The organism is Paraburkholderia sp. RL17-381-BIF-C (genome assembly GCF_046026435.1).
Lineage (GTDB): Bacteria > Pseudomonadota > Gammaproteobacteria > Burkholderiales > Burkholderiaceae > Paraburkholderia.
This window is the reverse complement of the sequence record NZ_JARESX010000020.1, coordinates 17,585-33,782: the sequence shown is the minus strand read 5'-3', so window position 1 is coordinate 33,782 and position 16,198 is coordinate 17,585. Positions and strand designations below refer to the sequence as shown.

Sequence of the window (16,198 nt, the reverse complement as noted above, 5' to 3'; positions counted from 1 at the left end):
TAAAGCCAGGCGCCGTTGACGCGGCCAGCAGCCGTCGGCCTGCCCGCCGCAGCCCGGTCTCTCAATCGTCAATCGCATCGTACACGCGGCGTTCGAAGTCGACTGCCATAGAAAACGGTTCGATCGACCGCCGTTGAATCAGCATCAGCCCAATCAGGTCCTCGACCGGATCGGCGAACCAGCTCGTGCCATAGGCACCCGGCCAGCCGAACGACCCCGCCGAGCGATAGCCGAGCGGCAACTGCTGCGCAGGATCATCGACGACCGACACGCCGAGGCCGAACCCCTGGCCTGCCCACAGCACATGTCCGAAGGCCGGCACGCGGCGTTGGTCGCGCGTCAGGAAGTTCGAGCGCATCAGATCGACTGAGCGATGCGACAGCAAACGCGTCGTACCGACCCGCCCACGTCCGAGCAGGAGTTGCGCGAATTGCAGATAGTCCTGCGCTGTCGAAATCAGGCCACCGCCGCCGCTCTGGAATCGATCCCGATTCGCCCATCGGCTCGAAGCAGGATGATCCTCGACCACCCGCCGTCCCGAGCCCGCTTCGACGCCATAGGCGGTGGCCAGCCGTGCGAGTTGTGCGTCGGGCACCCAGAACGCCGTATCGCGCATGCCGAGCGGCTCGAAAATCCGCGTGCGGAAAAACTCGCCGAGCGGCATGCCGCTCACGCGTTCGATCAGCACGCCGAGCACGTCGGTCGCGATGCCGTAGTGCCAGCGTGAGCCGGGCTGAAACATCAGCGGCAAATCCGCGATGCGGGCGAGCCACGTGTTGGCGTCCACGCGCGCTTCGAAACCGTTGAATGCGGCTGCGTAGGCTTTGGACAGCGGCCCGGTTGCAGTGAAGGCGTAGGCGAAGCCCGCGCGATGCGTCAGCAGATCCAGCACGGTGAGCGACGCTCTGGCCGGGTCGGTTTCGTCGAGCGGACCGGTGGGGTCGCGCAGCACGCGCGGTGCGGCCAGTTCAGGCAACCAGAGGGAGATCGGCGTGTCGAGGGCGAGCCGGTCCTCTTCGATCAGCATCAGGATCGCGGCGCTGGTGACCGGCTTGGTCATTGAGGCAATGCGGAACAGCGTATCGCGCTCCATGGGCAATTGCGCGGCTTCGTCTCGCATGCCGAGCGGCTCGAAGTAGCCGATCTCGCCGCGCCGCCAGACCATTGAAACCACGCCCGCCACTTCACCGCGTTCCACATAGCCTTGCATGGCGTTGGTCAACGCCGTCAATCGAGACGCAGAGAGTCCTGCTCGTTGCATGTTCGTCCTGAGTCAGTGGGTGGGAATGCCGGCCTGCTCGTTATGGCTTGGGGGCGCCGTCCGTCCGCAGTTGGTCTAATGCCCGCATCCATCCGTCTGGCGCGTACGCAGCAAATGCGCGGCTTGCATCGAGACAGCCGTCCGGTACGCGGCAACCTGCCCGGCCGTTACGTTCCTTAATTTTTGCAGACGATGTTACCCGATGAAAGGGAACGTCGACGCCGCCCACAGTTGCGGTAGTTCAGCCTTTTTGCCGCTCTTCCAGCGCCGAAAGCGCGGCGTTGAGCCGTTTCACGCGGCTCGCTTGCGCCGGCACCCGAACCGCGCCCGATACGGAATCGATGCGGCTGCGCCAATACGATAGCGGGATGCGGTCCTCAGCGGAGATATGCGAGATTACGTGTTCAAGATGTTCAATATCTTTTTCGAGTTGGTGGTGATTCATTGCTTTCCCCGGATTACTCGTTGAACTATTTTCACTGCGCAAATAAAAGCATAAAGCGTGCCGTTTTGGTTCTTTTTAACTGAAACGGAAAATCCTTCCTGAGCACCCTCCACGCGAGGACTGAAGCGGCAAAACCTGCCTGCGGCCTGATTTCCAAGGCTGTCAGAAAAGAATAGCGCCGCTAAACTTCGCGTTCCGTTAGGTTCCGCACCGACTTAGCTTAACGGCAAAAAATTCGCGGATTTAATTTCGGCCGGCGGTTGGAAATAATATGAAGCGCGGCATTAAAAACCATTACGCATAAGTGCCGCAGGGCGAAGCGGCATTAGACGCAGGTCTTTACGACCGCCATGCACTTGTCGTCCCGATCTCGAGGAATCGAATGAACCGATTTGCCGGGTGCAGATGAAATCGGCGCTGCGATAGAGGCGCCCGCCGTCACGATCGAGCGGCGGGCCGAAGGAAAAGAATGCCAGAGACGCTTATCGCGCCCGCGCCGTTACTTCGCCCGGCAGGCGTAAATCAGATTGAGCGTGCCATTCTCGGTCGACTGGCGCACCACGTCGAACGCGCCGCCGCAACCCGCGCTGGCCTGCTGCGAGCAGGAGTCGGAACCGGCCGGGCACTGCACCAGCGTCGTTGCGCGACCATCCGACAGAAACAGCGGCGCGCTACTGCTGCAACCGCTCAGCGCGACCACGGCGCCGACCGCCAGCGTGGCGCTGGCCCGGCTCGCAAAGGAGGAGAGACTGCGTTTCATCTGAAACCCCGATCACATCTTGTTTTTCGATCACGCGATTGTGCCACGCGGCAATTACGCTGCGTCACTCGACGTCGCCGAACGTGGTCATACGCCGATGCCGTAAGCGGCGATTTTCTTATAGAGCGTCGCGCGGCCCATGCCGATCTGGTTGGCCGTCTCGATCACGCGGCCACCGTTGGCGCGCAAGGCGTCGATCAGGAAACGCTTTTCGAAGGCCGCCATCGCGTCGCTCCACGACGCCGGTTCGGGCGCGCCGGCTTGCGCGCCCGGAGCGTGCGCCGCCGACAGCGCCTCGGCTGCCGCCAAACGACGATGCCCACCGCCCTGCGCCGAGCCGATAAACGGCGCCAGCGCCCGCGCATCGATCCGTTCGCTGTCGGAAAGCATTACGGCGCGCTCCAACGTATTGCGCAATTCGCGCACGTTGCCCGGCCAGTCGTAGGAACACAGCAGCCGCAGCGCGTCGTCCTGCAATTCGAAGTGACTGCCGCCACTTGCCTGCGTCGACAGGTCTTCGAGCATGGCGTAGGCGAGCGCTTCGATATCGGAGACCCGCTCGCGCAACGGCGCCGCGTGGATGGTCAGCACATTCAGCCGATAGAACAGGTCGGCGCGAAAGCGCCCCGCCGCGACCAGCGCCGGCAAATCGGCCGAAGTCGCCGCGATGATCCGGACATCCGCGCGCACGATCCGGTTCGAGCCCAGCGGTTCGAACTCCTTGTCCTGCAACACGCGCAGCAGCTTGCCCTGCAACGGCAGCGGCATATCGCCGATTTCGTCGAGAAACAGTGTCCCGCCGTTCGCGAGCTCGAACTTGCCGACACGGCCTTTGCGGTCCGCGCCTGTGTACGCGCCGGGCGCGGCGCCGAAGAATTCGACCTCGAGCAAGGTGTCGGGAATCGCCGCGACGTTGACCGTCACGAGCGGCTGATTCGCGCGCGCCGAGCCGCCGTGGATGGCATGCGCCAGCAACTCCTTGCCGGTGCCGGTTTCACCGAGCAGCAGCACGGGCGATTCGAGTTGCGCCGCGCGGCGCGCCTGCCGCTTCACTTCGAGACTGGCCGCGCTCGTGCCGACGAAACTGCCGAACGTATATTTCGCGCGACGCGCCTGGGCGAGCGACCGGCGCGTTGCGATCAACTCTTCCTGCACGCGCGAGTAGTGGGAAAAGAGCGGCGTCAGTGCCTTTAGCTCATCGAAGAGCGCAAAGCCGACGGCGCCGACAGTGACGCCCGCGTCGTCCTTTAGCGGCAGACGCGTCACGACGAGCGGTTCGCGGTCCGTTTCCAGAATATCGAGCAGAATCGGTTTGCCGGTGTTGACGACCTCGCGCATCAGGCTATTGGGAATCACCGCCTCGCAATCGCGGCCAATTGCCTGCTCGGGGTCCGAAAAACCGAAGCGCGCCGCATAGCGCTTGTTGATCCAGACCACGCGCGCGTCGGCGTCGACGATAAAGGTGCCTTCGCTGAAATTTTCGAATGTGCGAAAGAGCGAATCCATCGCCCGGCGCAATACGTCGCCGTAAGTGGCAGGCAGGCCTGCCCAGTCGTTCATCATGCTGTCGCTGTCTCCGGCTAACATCTTTTTATGATTGTCTCATTTCGTAGACAAGCTTATCTCATCGAAGAGATCGCCAGCAAGCCTGCGGCATAAGGGTTTAACCTTGGTTTGGCCTATGTTCAGCGGATTTACGTCCCGTTTTGGAGACGTTTGGGTACAATCGGCCGCACCACGTTTCGAGCTTCGGCCCGCGCTATCAGGCGGCTGGCCGCTAGCGTGCGCGTGGCACGAAACCTGCGTTTGCCGGCGCCGTGCCGTCGCACCTTCGGGACGGCGACCATGTAGAACAACCAAGCTTTGGAGACTCAATGTCCTTTGTTATCGTCCTCGCCGCGCTGGCGTTCCTGATGTTTGCCGCCTACCGCGGCTACAGCGTCATTCTATTTGCGCCGATCGCCGCGCTAGGCGCCGTTCTGTTGACCGATCCGGCCGCCGTCGCGCCGGTTTTCACCGGCATCTTCATGGAGAAGATGGTCGGCTTCGTGAAGCTCTACTTCCCGGTGTTCCTGTTAGGCGCCGTGTTCGGCAAGGTCATCGAACTGTCGGGCTTCTCGGAATCGATCGTGGCCGCTGCCATTCGCTATATTGGCCGTTCGCGCGCCAATGCGGTGATCGTCGCGGTGTGCGCGCTGCTCACCTACGGCGGCGTCTCGCTGTTCGTGGTGGTGTTCGCGGTCTATCCGTTCGCCGCCGAGCTGTACCGCCAGAGCAACATTCCGAAGCGCCTGATGCCCGGCGCGATCGCCCTGGGTGCGTTCTCGTTCACCATGGATTCGCTGCCCGGCACGCCGCAGATCCAGAACATCATCCCGACCACGTTCTTCAAGACCACCTCGTGGGCCGCGCCCGCATTGGGCGTGATCGGCTCGCTGTTCATCATCGTGGTCGGCCTCACGTATCTTGAATGGCGCCGCCGCGCAGCAATGGCAACCGGCGAGGGTTACGGCACGGATCTGGTCAACGAGCCGGACCGCGTCGAATCGAAACAACTGCCGCATCCGTTGCTGGCAGTCGCGCCGCTGGTTCTGGTCGGTGTCGCGAACTTCCTGCTGACCCGCTGGATCCCGAACTGGTACGGCGCGTCGTACACGGTTGCACCGGACATCCTGCCGGGCATCCACGCACCGGTCACCACGACGATCAAGGCCGTGGTCGCCATCTGGGCCGTGGAAGGCGCGCTGCTTCTCGGCATCATCATGGTCGTCGTCACGGCGTTCAACCGCGTGCGCGAACGCTTCGCAATCGGCACCAAGGCCGCCGTGGCCGGCGCGCTGCTTGCTTCGTTGAATACGGCGTCGGAATACGGTTTTGGTGGTGTGATCGCAGCGTTGCCGGGCTTCCTGGTGGTCAGCAACGCGCTGAAGAGCATTCCCAATCCGCTCGTCAATGCAGCTGTTTCGGTGAGCTCGCTGGCCGGTATCACGGGTTCGGCGTCGGGCGGCATGAGCATCGCGCTCGCGGCCATGTCGGACACGTTCATCAAGGGCGCGGAAGCCGCGCATATCCCGATGGAAGTGCTGCACCGTGTCGTCGCGATGGCGAGCGGCGGTATGGACACGCTGCCGCACAACGGCGCGGTGATTACGCTGCTGGCGGTCACGGGCTTGACGCATCGACAGTCGTATCGCGACATTTTCGCGGTGACCGTGATCAAGACCATGGCGGTCTTCTTTGTGATCGCGGTCTACTACGCGACCGGTTTGGTCTGATCCGGCGGGAGTTGGGCAGGATGCCGCGCACTGCACCGGCATCCTGAGTTTTGATCGGTTACCTTGTCATCCCGACATTCGATCAGACCCAGCGCACCCGCCCATGAGCTCAACCCCCTCCTTCTGGATGATTCCCTCAGCACCCACGCCGGTCGGCCCGTTCTCGCATGCTGCCGAGGCCGACGGCTGGGTCTTCCTGACCGGCCAGATGCCGACCTCTCCCACCGACGACGCAGCACCGCTTCCCGAGGGTGTCGTCGCCCAGACCAAGCGCGTGATGGACAATCTCGTGCTAGTTCTTCAGGGGCTGGGCCTCGGCCTGCATAACGTGGTTGCCACACGTATCTTCCTGACCGAGTTCAAGCGCGACTACGCGCCGATGAACGAAATCTACCGCGCCTACTTTCCGGCGGATGCGCTGCCCGCGCGAACCTGTATCGGCGTGACAGCGCTGGCGCGCGATGCGCTGGTCGAAATCGACTTCGTCGTCAAACGGCCGGGTTGATTTCGCAGGGTTGGACGGCAACTCAACGCGCGGGTTGCTCGTCGACTCCGTAGTGATCTGATAAGGCTTCGTGCAGCGAGATGGCCCGCTCGTCCATCTCGGTTGTCCAATGGCTGGAGTCGGCGCATAGCCTTTGCAACTGCCGGCATTCTTCGAAAAACCGTGGTTCCTGCACGACCACGAATGCACCGCTCGCGCTGTGCGCCCAGCCGGCCAACGCCTGCACGTCCTCTTCTTCGACAATCGCGAGCAGCCTCGGCAGATCTTTCTGCAAGTGGTCTCTGAGCATGGCCGTGTAACGCGCCTTGTCGTCCGCGCTGAGCGTGCTGGTTGCGTTGGCGACGGGAGGCGTGGAGTCCGCGGAAGCAGAAGCCGAAGCCGAAGCCGAAGCCGAAGCCGAAGCCACCTTAGCCTGAGCCGCCCGCGCCTGCGCGGGCACCACCGCCAGCAAAGCCGCTTGCAGTTCGCTCAACGACGCCGGCTTGGAGACATACCCGCTAAAGCCGCTCTCGTGCCAGCTTTGGGCCTGCTGCTCTTCGGCCACGGCACTGAAGGCCAGCACCGGCAGTTCCGCGTGCCGCTCGCGCAATGCCGCCAGCAACTGGTGGCCATCCATGACCGGCATATGGATGTCGGTCAGCACCACCTCGAAGGGCGCGCGTTCGAACAACCTCAGCGCCTGCTGCCCATCCGCGGTGATCGTGGGCACGCAGCCGAGCGCCGCCAGTTGCTCGGCGATCAGGTTCTGAATCAGAGGATTGTCTTCTGCGACGAGGACTGCAAGACCCAACAACGCGGGATCGATCTCAGCAGCAGGCACAGCGCAGACGCGCGCGGACCCTTCGTCCAGCGCGGCGACCGTGCCTTCGACGGCCAGCTCGACTGCGGTCAAACACGCGGTCCGGCTGAACTCGCTCACTTCGAGCACACCCTGACCGCGCGCCTCCGGCCGGGTCGGGCCGCCGCTCGTCATCCACACCGCGCCGACCGCCTGCAACGCGCGCAACGTGGTAATCGCTTCGAGATCGTATTCACCGGACACGATCAACACTACCGGCTGATTCGCTTTCAACCATGCCTGCGCGTCGGCGAGCGACACCACTGCGTGGCTCGACCAGCCCGCTCGCTGAAGCCAGCCGTCCAGAAACTCGCCGGCTTGCTGCTCGGTGCACAACACGAGCGCCGTCCCGCGTGGCGCGGGGAGACTCGCCGCTGCGCGCCGCTCGTCGGGCACCGCGACGAGCGGGATCGATACGTGAAATACGCTGCCCGCGCCAGGCACGCTTTCGGCGGAGATCCGACCGCCCATCAATTCGCACAGGCGCGCGCAGATCACGAGCCCCAGACCGGTGCCGCCAGTGCCGCGCGACGTACCCAGTTCCCCTTGCACGAATGGCTTGAACAGTCGCGCCAGAAGCGCCTCGCTCATGCCGGCGCCGGAGTCCGAAACCCGGCAGCGTAGCGTCGGGCGGCCCAGCGAATCGTCCTTCACTTCCGCGTACAGCGTAATCTTGCCGGAGGACGTGAATTTGAACGCGTTGCTCAACAGGTTGTTGACGACTTGCGCGATTCGCATGCGATCGCCGATCAGGGTGCAGTCGAGTGTCGGCGAAAGGAGTGCATAGAAACGGATCGGGCGGTCTCCGCGCATCGGCGCGTGAGAGAACGCGATGTTTTCAAAGTCGTCGATGGGGCGGAAGGCGTCGTTCGCGAGCAGCATCTCGCCGGCATCCATCTTCGAGAAGTCGAGTATGTCGTTGACGACGCGGCGCAGCGCATCGGACGCCACGCCCAACGTCGCAAGCCGCTGCGCATGCGCCTCGAGACCGGGTGTGCGTGCGAGCAGTTCGAGATTGCCGAGCAGCGCATTCAACGGCGTGCGGATTTCGTGGCTCATCGCCGCAAAGAAATTCGTCCGCGCACGCATCATGGCGTCCGACGCCTGCTGCGCGTGCCGCAATTGTTGTTCGAGCAGTGTCTGGGCGGTGACGTCGAGAATCGCGCAAAACAGCACGTTCTCACCGGCGTACCGCGCGGGCGCATAGGTAAACTGCAAGAACCGCGCGGGCGTAGCGCCTTCGTCTGAAGGCGGCGAAGCCGACGCCTGCGGGTGCGGCTGAGCGACCACGACGAAAGCGGTGATCCGTGCAATTGCCGCGGCCGAAGGTTTATCAGACGTCTGCGTGCGAAATTCGCTCACAATATGCGGCGGCAACCGGTTGCTGCCTGGTTCGATCGGCAGCAACACCGCTGCCAGCGCGTTGACGGTCAGAATGGAATAGTCGCTTTGACGGACGACGCACAGACCGACCGGCGTCGCACTCACCAGAACGTGATTGATGGTTTCACTTTCCAGTGAGCGGGAGGTCTCGGCAAATGCATTGCGCAACAGCCGAAGTCCGAAATAACGCGCCGTCAGCGCAACCGCCAGAAGGATCAGCGCCGCGAGGCCGCCGATCACAGCGAGTTGCCAGCCAAGCGCGACAGCAAGCGCGCCCCACGACATATAGCCGACCAGGAAGCCAAACCCAGGCTTCAGCGGCTCATGAAAGATCACGCCTTCACGCCCGTAATGAAATACATGCGACGGCGTTGCCGCCACCGTCTGTTGCAACATTTTGCCGGTCGGCGCGCTGATCGGCTCCGAGGAAACGACAATGCGGTGATCCGCGGTCATGAGCAGTATCGTGCCCTCGTTGCCGGGTGGCGCAATGCGCCTCGCGAGCACATCGAGCCGGATCGTCATGCTGATCAACGTAGTGGGCGTGTCGCCGTCGTAGTAGACGCTCACCGCGGAGATCACCGGCACGTTCTCCAGCGGATCGACATACGGACCGAGCCAGACACGCTCGCCTTTGCCGGGCAGGCGCTTACCGGTTTGCACCTCGAGTTGGCGTTCGAGCGTGTCGCGCAGCGTCCTTATGACTGCCAGCCGCTGCTGGGGCATGGCGGACAGGTCCGCTGCGGCGGCTTTTCCCGCCACCGTTTGCGAGAGCGAAGGCAGGATCACCGCATAGTCTTCCTTCAGCCCGACCAGCGTTGCCCGTTGCTGCAACTCGAAGGCCTGCTGCGTCGCAAGGGTCGACTGCGACGCTTCGTAGAGGCGGCCAAGCTTCTCGCCGAGTTGTGCGCCCCACGCGGTGGCGGTGGCTTCGCCGACCAGCATGTCGAAGCCGGCGTCGATCCTGTCCACCTTGCCGCTCACCATGCCGGTCCGGCGAACCGATTGCTGAATGGCATCCGGCGCGCTGCGCACCTGGGCAGCGGTGTAGTAATAGTCGAATGTGAGCTCGACGCGTCGCGAGAACGACTCCTCCTGGTGCAGCAGAAGGGAGATGTCGGTTGCATTCTGCGACGTGAAAGTGCGGCGATAGTCGAGTTGCGCGAGCCCGGCAACGACAGCGAGCACGAGCGCGAAAATCGCCACGATCAGCATGAGGGAACCGATCGTCGCCAGATAAACCCGTTGTTGGCGCTTCGCGTTCTGCGCGAGCGTGGCGAAAGCCAGCGCCAATGACTCTTGTGTGCGGTCGAGGATCTTCTGCATCAGCTCGCTGGAATAGCGGATTCGTGCAGGCAGACCACTGCGAAATCGAGGGACGAACTACGTCTGCAGGCCTTATATACGGGCGCAGTGTAGCCCTTTTGAAGGTATCGCGCGACGCATCCGGCACCGTTTCCGGCGGCATCCGGACGCACATCAGACAACCTTGCATTAACGGCCCGACCCCGGCTAAACCTGAGTGGTTTACTGGGAAACCCTAAAGAGCACGGGGTTAATTGCCGTTAATCCTTGCGACCCAGTAAGCAGCGCGCGCACATGCGCGTCAGCACCAGCAAGGAAAGCCATGCGCAATAACCAGCCTGTCACCGGGCACGAGTACGAGTACCCTTCGTCGAATATGCTTGTCTCCGCGACCGACCTGACCGGCCGCATCCAGTATTGCAACCCCGCCTTCATCGCCGTCTCGGGCTTTACGCGCGACGAGCTGATCGGCCAGCCGCACAATCTGATCCGTCATCCGGACATGCCGCGCGAGGCCTTCGCCGACATGTGGGCGACGATCCGCGACGGCCGCCCATGGACGGCGCTCGTGAAGAACCGCCGCAAGAATGGCGATCACTATTGGGTGCAGGCCAACGTCACGCCAGTGGTCGAGAAAGGCACTGTGGTCGGCTATTTGAGCGTGCGCGTGAAACCGGAACGTGACGCGGTGCGCGCCGCCGAGACGCTGTACGCGCGCATGCGCGCAGGCGAGGCGCGCGGCATCCGGCTGCGCCGCGGCGTGGTGGTGCGCACCGGCCTGCTCGGGCGTCTGCAGGCGCTGATGCGCCTGCCTGTCGCCACGCGCGCGGCGGCTGGCTACGCGATCACGTTGCTGGCGCTGCTGCTGACCGGCCTCGTGGCTTGGGAAGGCACGCCGCCTGTGCCGTTCTGGATTGCGTTCGGCGTGACCGCGGTCGTCAGCATCGTGTCGTGGCAGATGTTGAAGCGGCAACTCGCCGCACCGATCAGCGATATGTCGGGATTCGCCACACGGCTCGCCGCGGGCGATCTGACCGCGGATCTGCAAATCGCGCGCCACGACGATCTTGGCGAAGTGCTCCAGGCACTGAATCAGTTGAAGGCGAATCTCGCCGCAATCGTCTACGACGTGCGCGCGCAGATCACCGGCATGCTCGACAACGCCCGCGAGATTTCCAGCGGCAATGTGGATCTTGCGCGGCGCACGGAGTTGCAGGCGGCGTCGCTCCAGGAAACCGCCGCCACCATGGAAGAGCTGACCACCACGGTGCAGGCCAACGCCGACGCCACCGTGCGCGCGCTCGATCTGGCGCGGGACGCGCAGGCAGCCGCAGCAGTCGGCGGCAAGATCGCGGGCCAGGTCGAGCAGACCATGGCCGGCATCACGGCGGCGTCGCAGCGTATCGCCGACATTACCAGCGTGATCGACGGCATTGCATTCCAGACCAACATTCTCGCGCTCAATGCGGCCGTCGAAGCCGCGCGGGCGGGCGAAGCAGGCCGTTCGTTCGCCGTGGTCGCGAGCGAAGTGCGAATGCTGGCGCAACGCTGCGCGGCGTCGTCGAAGGAAATCAAGTCGGTGGTCGAAGCGAGTACGACCGAAGTCGCGGCGGGCACCGAACTGGTTGCGCGCACCACCTCGCAAATGCGCGTGATCGACGAAGCGGTGGGCCGCGTGTCGTCGATCATCGTCGAAGTGGCGAATGCCAGCAGCGAACAGGCGGAAGGGATTCGCCAGGTCAATCAGGCGGTCTCGCATCTGGATGGCGCCACGCAGCAGAACGCGGCGCTCGTCGAGCAGGCGGCAGCGACCGCACAGCGTCTCGCGGAACAGGCCGACGTGCTGGATGAGGCGGTGCGTCTGTTCACCGTTGCGCAAGCCACGCCCGCGCCACGCGTCACCAGTACGAAGCGTCATCAGGGCTTCACGCCCGATGCCGCGCAAACCGTTGCCGCCGACATCGAGCGACGCAGCGCGCCGGGCGTCGCACGCGATCTCGAACAGGACGAAGCCACAATGGTCTGATAGATCGGCGTTACTCCCACCTCGACAGCCCAGTATTGGCGCAGCACGATGGATCCCGTCAGCGCCCAGTTGGTTGTAAGGGCAGGCTGACCCAAGTAACAACGGCGTTTAGCGGCCCGTCCCACTCATGGACGGGCTATTTTTTTGCCGGCTCTCACCACCTCTCACCACTTTCGACATCGCACTGCCCTATTCGCGCGCAGCTGGTCTGCGCGATGCACTAGCGCGGAGCGACCGACCGGCAGTGGGTCGCCGCATCCGCCTAACCAATGCGCGCGTCAACAGCGTGACAGTCATGGAGAAGAAGCGCACCGCCTCGGGGCACGAAAAATGCATTCGTCGTTGCCGGGAGTCGCGTTAAACTGGTTGTCACGGCGGGACGTCACGTCACGCGTTGCCCGGCGGGCCGCGCCAGTCAACGCGCCTGGCGGCTTGCGGCACACAGGCCGGTGAACGGGCAAATCCGTAGAGCGTGACCGTGGCGCGACAGACGTCGCACTATCCTGCCCGTACAATGGCTCGATCAACAACGGAACAAGGACAACTTCGATGCGCACTACCGGGTCCTCCGGGTCAATGGCCCTGCTCACCGAATACGACGACGCAACGGCGCGCGAACTCCGCTCGCTGCGCCTCGAATCGACAGAAGACGGCAAAGGCATTCTTTTGATCGAAGTCGATGAGCGCAAGCCAGGCATTCACCGCGAAGTGCGCTACGAAATCACGCCAGCCGAACTGATTGCCGCGATTCGCGCGCATGGCGCCGAACTGCCGGGCGAACAGCACAATCATCGTCAATGAAATACGTCACGCGGCATTGCACTCGGGTGCAATTGCCGCGTGACGCTTACGCGGCGCCGCTCTTAAATTGCTTACCGATACGACGCCTACGGCATGTCAATCGGGCATTATTTCCGCTTCGGCATGCGGCGTGTCATTCAAGCCTTTTCGCTTTGTTCGAATTGCGCTCCTAATGCGCCTTTCGAACGGTTCAGTGTGCTTGCGATAACGCTTTGAACGCCCGAATAACGGACGTCTTTTCGGGGCGTTTCCTCGTCTCGAAAATGCGTCCATAATCCTTGCATTCTCCTTCGCATTCCCTACCTGCGCCGCGCCCGAAAGGGCTGCGGATGTAAGCCGATGCTACATGATCTCGTCGAGCAGTATGGGCCGGCGCTCGTGTTCGTGAACGTGCTCGCCGCCTCGATCGGGCTGCCGGTTCCGGCCATGCCCTCGCTCGTGCTGTTCGGGGCGATGGCGGCCATGCATCCCGGCTCAGTGGGCACGCAGTTGGCGCCGGTGCTCATCCTGTCGATATTCGCCACGCTGATCGGCGACAGCGCGTGGTATTTCGCCGGCCGGATGTACGGCGGCAACACGCTGAAAGCGATTTGCCGGCTGTCGCTCTCGCGTGACACCTGCGTGAAAAAGACCGAACGCTTTTTCGGCCGCTGGGGCGTGCGCGTGCTGGCCGTGGCCAAGTTCGTGCCGGGCCTGTCGATCGTCTCGATTCCGATGGCGGGCGCCATGGGCACGCGCTATCGCACGTTTCTCACTTACGACAGCATCGGCGCCGCGTTGTGGTCCGGTACGGGCCTGATCATCGGTGCGTTGTTCGCGAAGCAGATCGATATGCTGTTCGCCCTGGCCGGGCGGCTCGGCCGCACCGCCGCGCTGGTCGCGGTCGCGTTGCTGCTGGCGTATGCCGCGTACCGCTGGATCCGCCGGCGCCAGCTGATTGCGAAGCTCGCGTCGGCGCGCATCGAAGTCGACGAACTGGCGGCGCTGGTGAAGGCCGGCAAGACGCCGGTGCTGTTCGACATCCGTTCGCATGAGAAGCGCAAGCTCGATCCGTTTGTGATTCCGGGCTCGCAATTCGCCGACGAGCGGCAGCTCGACGAGATCGTCGCGACCTATCCGCGCGATCAAAAGTTGGTGATCTACTGTTCCTGCCCGAATGAGATTTCCGCGGCATGGATGGCCAAACAATTGAACGAAGCCGGCTTCTCCGACGTGCTGCCGCTGCGCGGTGGCATGGAAGCCTGGCGCGACTCGGGCAAGCCGGTGGATTCGCTGCCCGACATGCCGCCGCCGGAAGTGGCGGTCGAGGACGTCGCGCCGAAGGCCGTGTAGCGCAAGCAGCGCAACTTGCATCTGCGCCATTCGGCGCCGCGCCGCTTCGCCTCCCGTTCGATCCGTCAATGAACACGAAGGAGCGGTTCAATGCTTTCGACTCAAGAAACTGAAGCACAACAACAAGCGGAAGGGCAACAGCAGGCCGTCGTCGCCGACGCGCCGTTTTCGTCTCTCTCGACGCGCATGCATCAGATGTTCCCCGCGCTCACCTGCGCGGAAATCGGTCGCCTGCGGCGGTTCGGCGAGATCGGTCACTGGAAGGCGGGTGAGCTGCTGTTCGAGACCGGCCACACCGGTCCCGGCATGTTCGTGCTGCTCGAAGGACGCGTGAAAGTCTATCAGCGCGATGGCATCGGGCGTGAAGTCCTGATCGGCGAGCACGGCGCAGGGCATTTTCTTGCCGAAGTCGGTCAATTGTCGGGACGGCCCGCGCTGGTCAACGGCATGGCGCTCAGTTCGGTGGAGGCATTGCTGATTCCACCGGAGGGGCTGCGCGCATTGATCGTCGCCGAAGCGGAACTCGGCGAGCGCATCATGCGCGCGTTGATCCTGCGGCGCGTGTCGCTGATCGAAAAAGGCGCCGGCGGGCCGATCCTGATCGGCAGCAGTAACGACGCGCGGCTCGTCATGCTGCAAGGCTTTCTGTCGCGCAACGGCCATCCCCATTCCGTGATCGACGAACGCGACGAAGACGCGTTGCGTCTCATCGAGCAATTCGCCGCGCAAAAAGAAGACATGCCGCTGGTGATCTGCCCGGACGGCTCGGTGCTGCGTCATCCGAGCATGCCGGAACTTGCCACGTGCCTGGGCTTGCTGCCCGATCTCGACGATGCGCATGTGTACGACGTCGCGATTGTCGGCGCGGGCCCGGCTGGGCTCGCCACCGCGGTGTACGCGGCCTCCGAAGGCCTGTCGGTGATCGTGCTGGACAGCCGCGCGCCAGGCGGCCAGGCCGGCGCAAGTTCACGAATCGAAAACTATCTCGGCTTTCCGACCGGTATTTCCGGCCAGGCGTTGGCCGGCCGCGCATTCGTGCAAGCGCAGAAATTCGGCGCGCACGTCGCGATTCCGGTCAACGTGAAGGCGCTGCATTGCGCAGAGCGGCCACATCGGCTGGAACTGAAGTGCGGCGGGCATATCACGGCGCGCGCCATTGTGATTGCGAGCGGCGCGGTTTACCGGCGCCCGGCGCTCGAAGGGCTAGACCGCTTCGAAGGGCGCGGGGTCTACTACTGGGCGTCGCCCGTCGAGGCGAAGCTGTGCAAGCGCCAGGAAGTCGTGCTGGTGGGCGGCGGCAACTCGGCCGGCCAGGCGATCGTGTATCTGGCCACGCATGCGGCCAAAGTCCACGTGCTGATCCGGCGCAGTGGTTTTGAAGCCACCATGTCGCGCTATCTGATCGACCGGATCCGCTCGTTGCCGAATGTGTTCGTGCATCCAAATTCGGAAATCGGCAAGCTGGATGCCGACGAAAGCGGCTTGTCGTCAGTCCGCCTGAAAAAACCGTTGCCCGATGGCACCGATCATTTCGACACGCGCCATCTGTTCCTGTTCACCGGCGCGGATCCGAATACCGACTGGTTGCGCACCTGCGGCGTGGAACTCGACGACAAGGGCTTCGTGCTGACGGGCACGAGCGTTGAAGGAGCGTCGGTCTGCGATCTCGCCACCACGGTCGAAGGCGTGTACGCGATCGGCGACGCTCGCGCCGGCTCGACGAAACGGGTGGCGGCGGCGGTCGGAGAAGGCGCCGCCGTGGTCGCTCAAATCCATCAACTACTGGCAGAGACAGCGGGCGACGCGGTCGCGCTGGGCGCCTGAAACAATCTCTCCTGAACCGCCCGCCGGCCTTGCAACCGCCGGCCGGCGGGTAACCTGCTGTTACACACCCCTTCAACTGGTTGCACCTGCCTTGCTTTCTGTCTCGTAATATTGCCGTCAGCCATTCGACAGCGAATGGCCGGCTCTTTCGACACGACAGGAGACAAGCATGATCCAACGCGCGATCCTTTTCGCCGCCTTCGGCCTTGCCGCCGCCTGCGCCTCGACTGCCGCCTCGGCCAGAGTGGGCGTCGGCGTCTTCGTCAACACGCCGGGACCCGTGTATGCAGCGCCGCCGGTCTATGCGCCACCGCCGGTCGTGTACGCGCCGCAACCGGCCTATGGCTACGGCTACCGGGACGACTACTACCGCGGCCGCCGCTGGCATCACGATCATGGCCGTCACCGCGGCTGGGACCGGCATCACGGCCGCGAGTGGTGAC

At 63.7% G+C, this 16,198-nt stretch carries 12 protein-coding genes; 7 read left to right on the top strand and 5 right to left on the bottom strand.

Annotation, left to right across the window (positions count from 1 at the left end; all coding sequences use genetic code 11):
• Positions 1 to 61 precede the first annotated feature (61 nt).
• From P0D70_RS14800 to P0D70_RS14785, 4 genes are all read right to left on the bottom strand, one after another.
• Entirely contained in the window at positions 62 to 1,261 is a 1,200-nt protein-coding gene (locus P0D70_RS14800) for a serine hydrolase domain-containing protein (RefSeq protein ID WP_408185048.1), read from the bottom strand.
• Between the two features lie 241 nt (positions 1,262 to 1,502).
• The gene (locus tag P0D70_RS14795) at positions 1,503 to 1,706 is read right to left on the bottom strand and encodes a hypothetical protein (RefSeq protein ID WP_007178697.1); all 204 of its coding nucleotides are present in this window, start codon (positions 1,704 to 1,706) and stop codon (positions 1,503 to 1,505) included.
• Positions 1,707 to 2,205: 499 nt separating this feature from the next.
• Positions 2,206 to 2,466 (bottom strand): YgdI/YgdR family lipoprotein, encoded by a 261-nt coding sequence (locus tag P0D70_RS14790; RefSeq protein WP_408185047.1) that lies wholly within the window; start codon positions 2,464 to 2,466, stop codon positions 2,206 to 2,208.
• A gap of 87 nt (positions 2,467 to 2,553) precedes the next feature.
• Positions 2,554 to 4,029 (bottom strand): sigma-54 interaction domain-containing protein, encoded by a 1,476-nt coding sequence (locus P0D70_RS14785; RefSeq protein WP_408185046.1) that lies wholly within the window; start codon positions 4,027 to 4,029, stop codon positions 2,554 to 2,556.
• A 311-nt stretch (positions 4,030 to 4,340) separates the two neighbouring features.
• On the opposite strand from P0D70_RS14785, the gene P0D70_RS14780 reads away from it, so the two are divergent.
• Together P0D70_RS14780 and P0D70_RS14775 are read left to right on the top strand one after the other, a co-directional pair.
• Positions 4,341 to 5,741 (top strand): GntP family permease, encoded by a 1,401-nt coding sequence (locus tag P0D70_RS14780; protein WP_091805191.1) that lies wholly within the window; start codon positions 4,341 to 4,343, stop codon positions 5,739 to 5,741.
• Positions 5,742 to 5,844: 103 nt separating this feature from the next.
• Positions 5,845 to 6,246: a RidA family protein gene (locus tag P0D70_RS14775; RefSeq protein ID WP_091805194.1), complete on the top strand. Its 402-nt coding sequence runs from the start codon at positions 5,845 to 5,847 to the stop codon at positions 6,244 to 6,246.
• Positions 6,247 to 6,268: 22 nt separating this feature from the next.
• Here P0D70_RS14775 and P0D70_RS14770 read toward each other — a convergent pair whose 3' ends face one another.
• Positions 6,269 to 9,793, bottom strand: a complete 3,525-nt coding sequence (locus P0D70_RS14770) for an ATP-binding protein (RefSeq protein WP_408185045.1) — start codon at positions 9,791 to 9,793, stop codon at positions 6,269 to 6,271.
• A gap of 301 nt (positions 9,794 to 10,094) precedes the next feature.
• Here P0D70_RS14770 and P0D70_RS14765 point away from each other — a divergent pair, with 301 nt between their 5' ends.
• From P0D70_RS14765 to P0D70_RS14745, 5 genes are all read left to right on the top strand, one after another.
• Entirely contained in the window at positions 10,095 to 11,798 is a 1,704-nt protein-coding gene (locus P0D70_RS14765) for a methyl-accepting chemotaxis protein (RefSeq protein WP_408185044.1), read from the top strand.
• Between the two features lie 549 nt (positions 11,799 to 12,347).
• Positions 12,348 to 12,599: a hypothetical protein gene (locus P0D70_RS14760; protein WP_007178686.1), complete on the top strand. Its 252-nt coding sequence runs from the start codon at positions 12,348 to 12,350 to the stop codon at positions 12,597 to 12,599.
• 339 nt (positions 12,600 to 12,938) lie between these two features.
• Complete coding sequence (locus P0D70_RS14755; protein WP_091805204.1) at positions 12,939 to 13,931, top strand: DedA family protein/thiosulfate sulfurtransferase GlpE; 993 nt, start codon at positions 12,939 to 12,941, stop codon at positions 13,929 to 13,931.
• Between the two features lie 90 nt (positions 13,932 to 14,021).
• Positions 14,022 to 15,755 (top strand): FAD-dependent oxidoreductase, encoded by a 1,734-nt coding sequence (locus P0D70_RS14750; RefSeq protein WP_408185043.1) that lies wholly within the window; start codon positions 14,022 to 14,024, stop codon positions 15,753 to 15,755.
• 169 nt (positions 15,756 to 15,924) lie between these two features.
• Entirely contained in the window at positions 15,925 to 16,197 is a 273-nt protein-coding gene (locus P0D70_RS14745) for a hypothetical protein (protein ID WP_408185042.1), read from the top strand.
• Position 16,198: the final 1 nt, after the last annotated feature.

Coding starts and splice junctions, on each gene's coding strand:
- P0D70_RS14795 (WP_007178697.1), bottom strand. CDS start 1,706: ATGAATCACCACCAACTCGAAAAAGATATTGAACATCTTGAACACGTA.
- P0D70_RS14755 (WP_091805204.1), top strand. CDS start 12,939: ATGCTACATGATCTCGTCGAGCAGTATGGGCCGGCGCTCGTGTTCGTG.
- P0D70_RS14785 (WP_408185046.1), bottom strand. CDS start 4,029: ATGATGAACGACTGGGCAGGCCTGCCTGCCACTTACGGCGACGTATTG.
- P0D70_RS14780 (WP_091805191.1), top strand. CDS start 4,341: ATGTCCTTTGTTATCGTCCTCGCCGCGCTGGCGTTCCTGATGTTTGCC.
- P0D70_RS14765 (WP_408185044.1), top strand. CDS start 10,095: ATGCGCAATAACCAGCCTGTCACCGGGCACGAGTACGAGTACCCTTCG.
- P0D70_RS14750 (WP_408185043.1), top strand. CDS start 14,022: ATGCTTTCGACTCAAGAAACTGAAGCACAACAACAAGCGGAAGGGCAA.
- P0D70_RS14745 (WP_408185042.1), top strand. CDS start 15,925: ATGATCCAACGCGCGATCCTTTTCGCCGCCTTCGGCCTTGCCGCCGCC.
- P0D70_RS14775 (WP_091805194.1), top strand. CDS start 5,845: ATGAGCTCAACCCCCTCCTTCTGGATGATTCCCTCAGCACCCACGCCG.
- P0D70_RS14770 (WP_408185045.1), bottom strand. CDS start 9,793: ATGCAGAAGATCCTCGACCGCACACAAGAGTCATTGGCGCTGGCTTTC.
- P0D70_RS14800 (WP_408185048.1), bottom strand. CDS start 1,261: ATGCAACGAGCAGGACTCTCTGCGTCTCGATTGACGGCGTTGACCAAC.
- P0D70_RS14760 (WP_007178686.1), top strand. CDS start 12,348: ATGCGCACTACCGGGTCCTCCGGGTCAATGGCCCTGCTCACCGAATAC.
- P0D70_RS14790 (WP_408185047.1), bottom strand. CDS start 2,466: ATGAAACGCAGTCTCTCCTCCTTTGCGAGCCGGGCCAGCGCCACGCTG.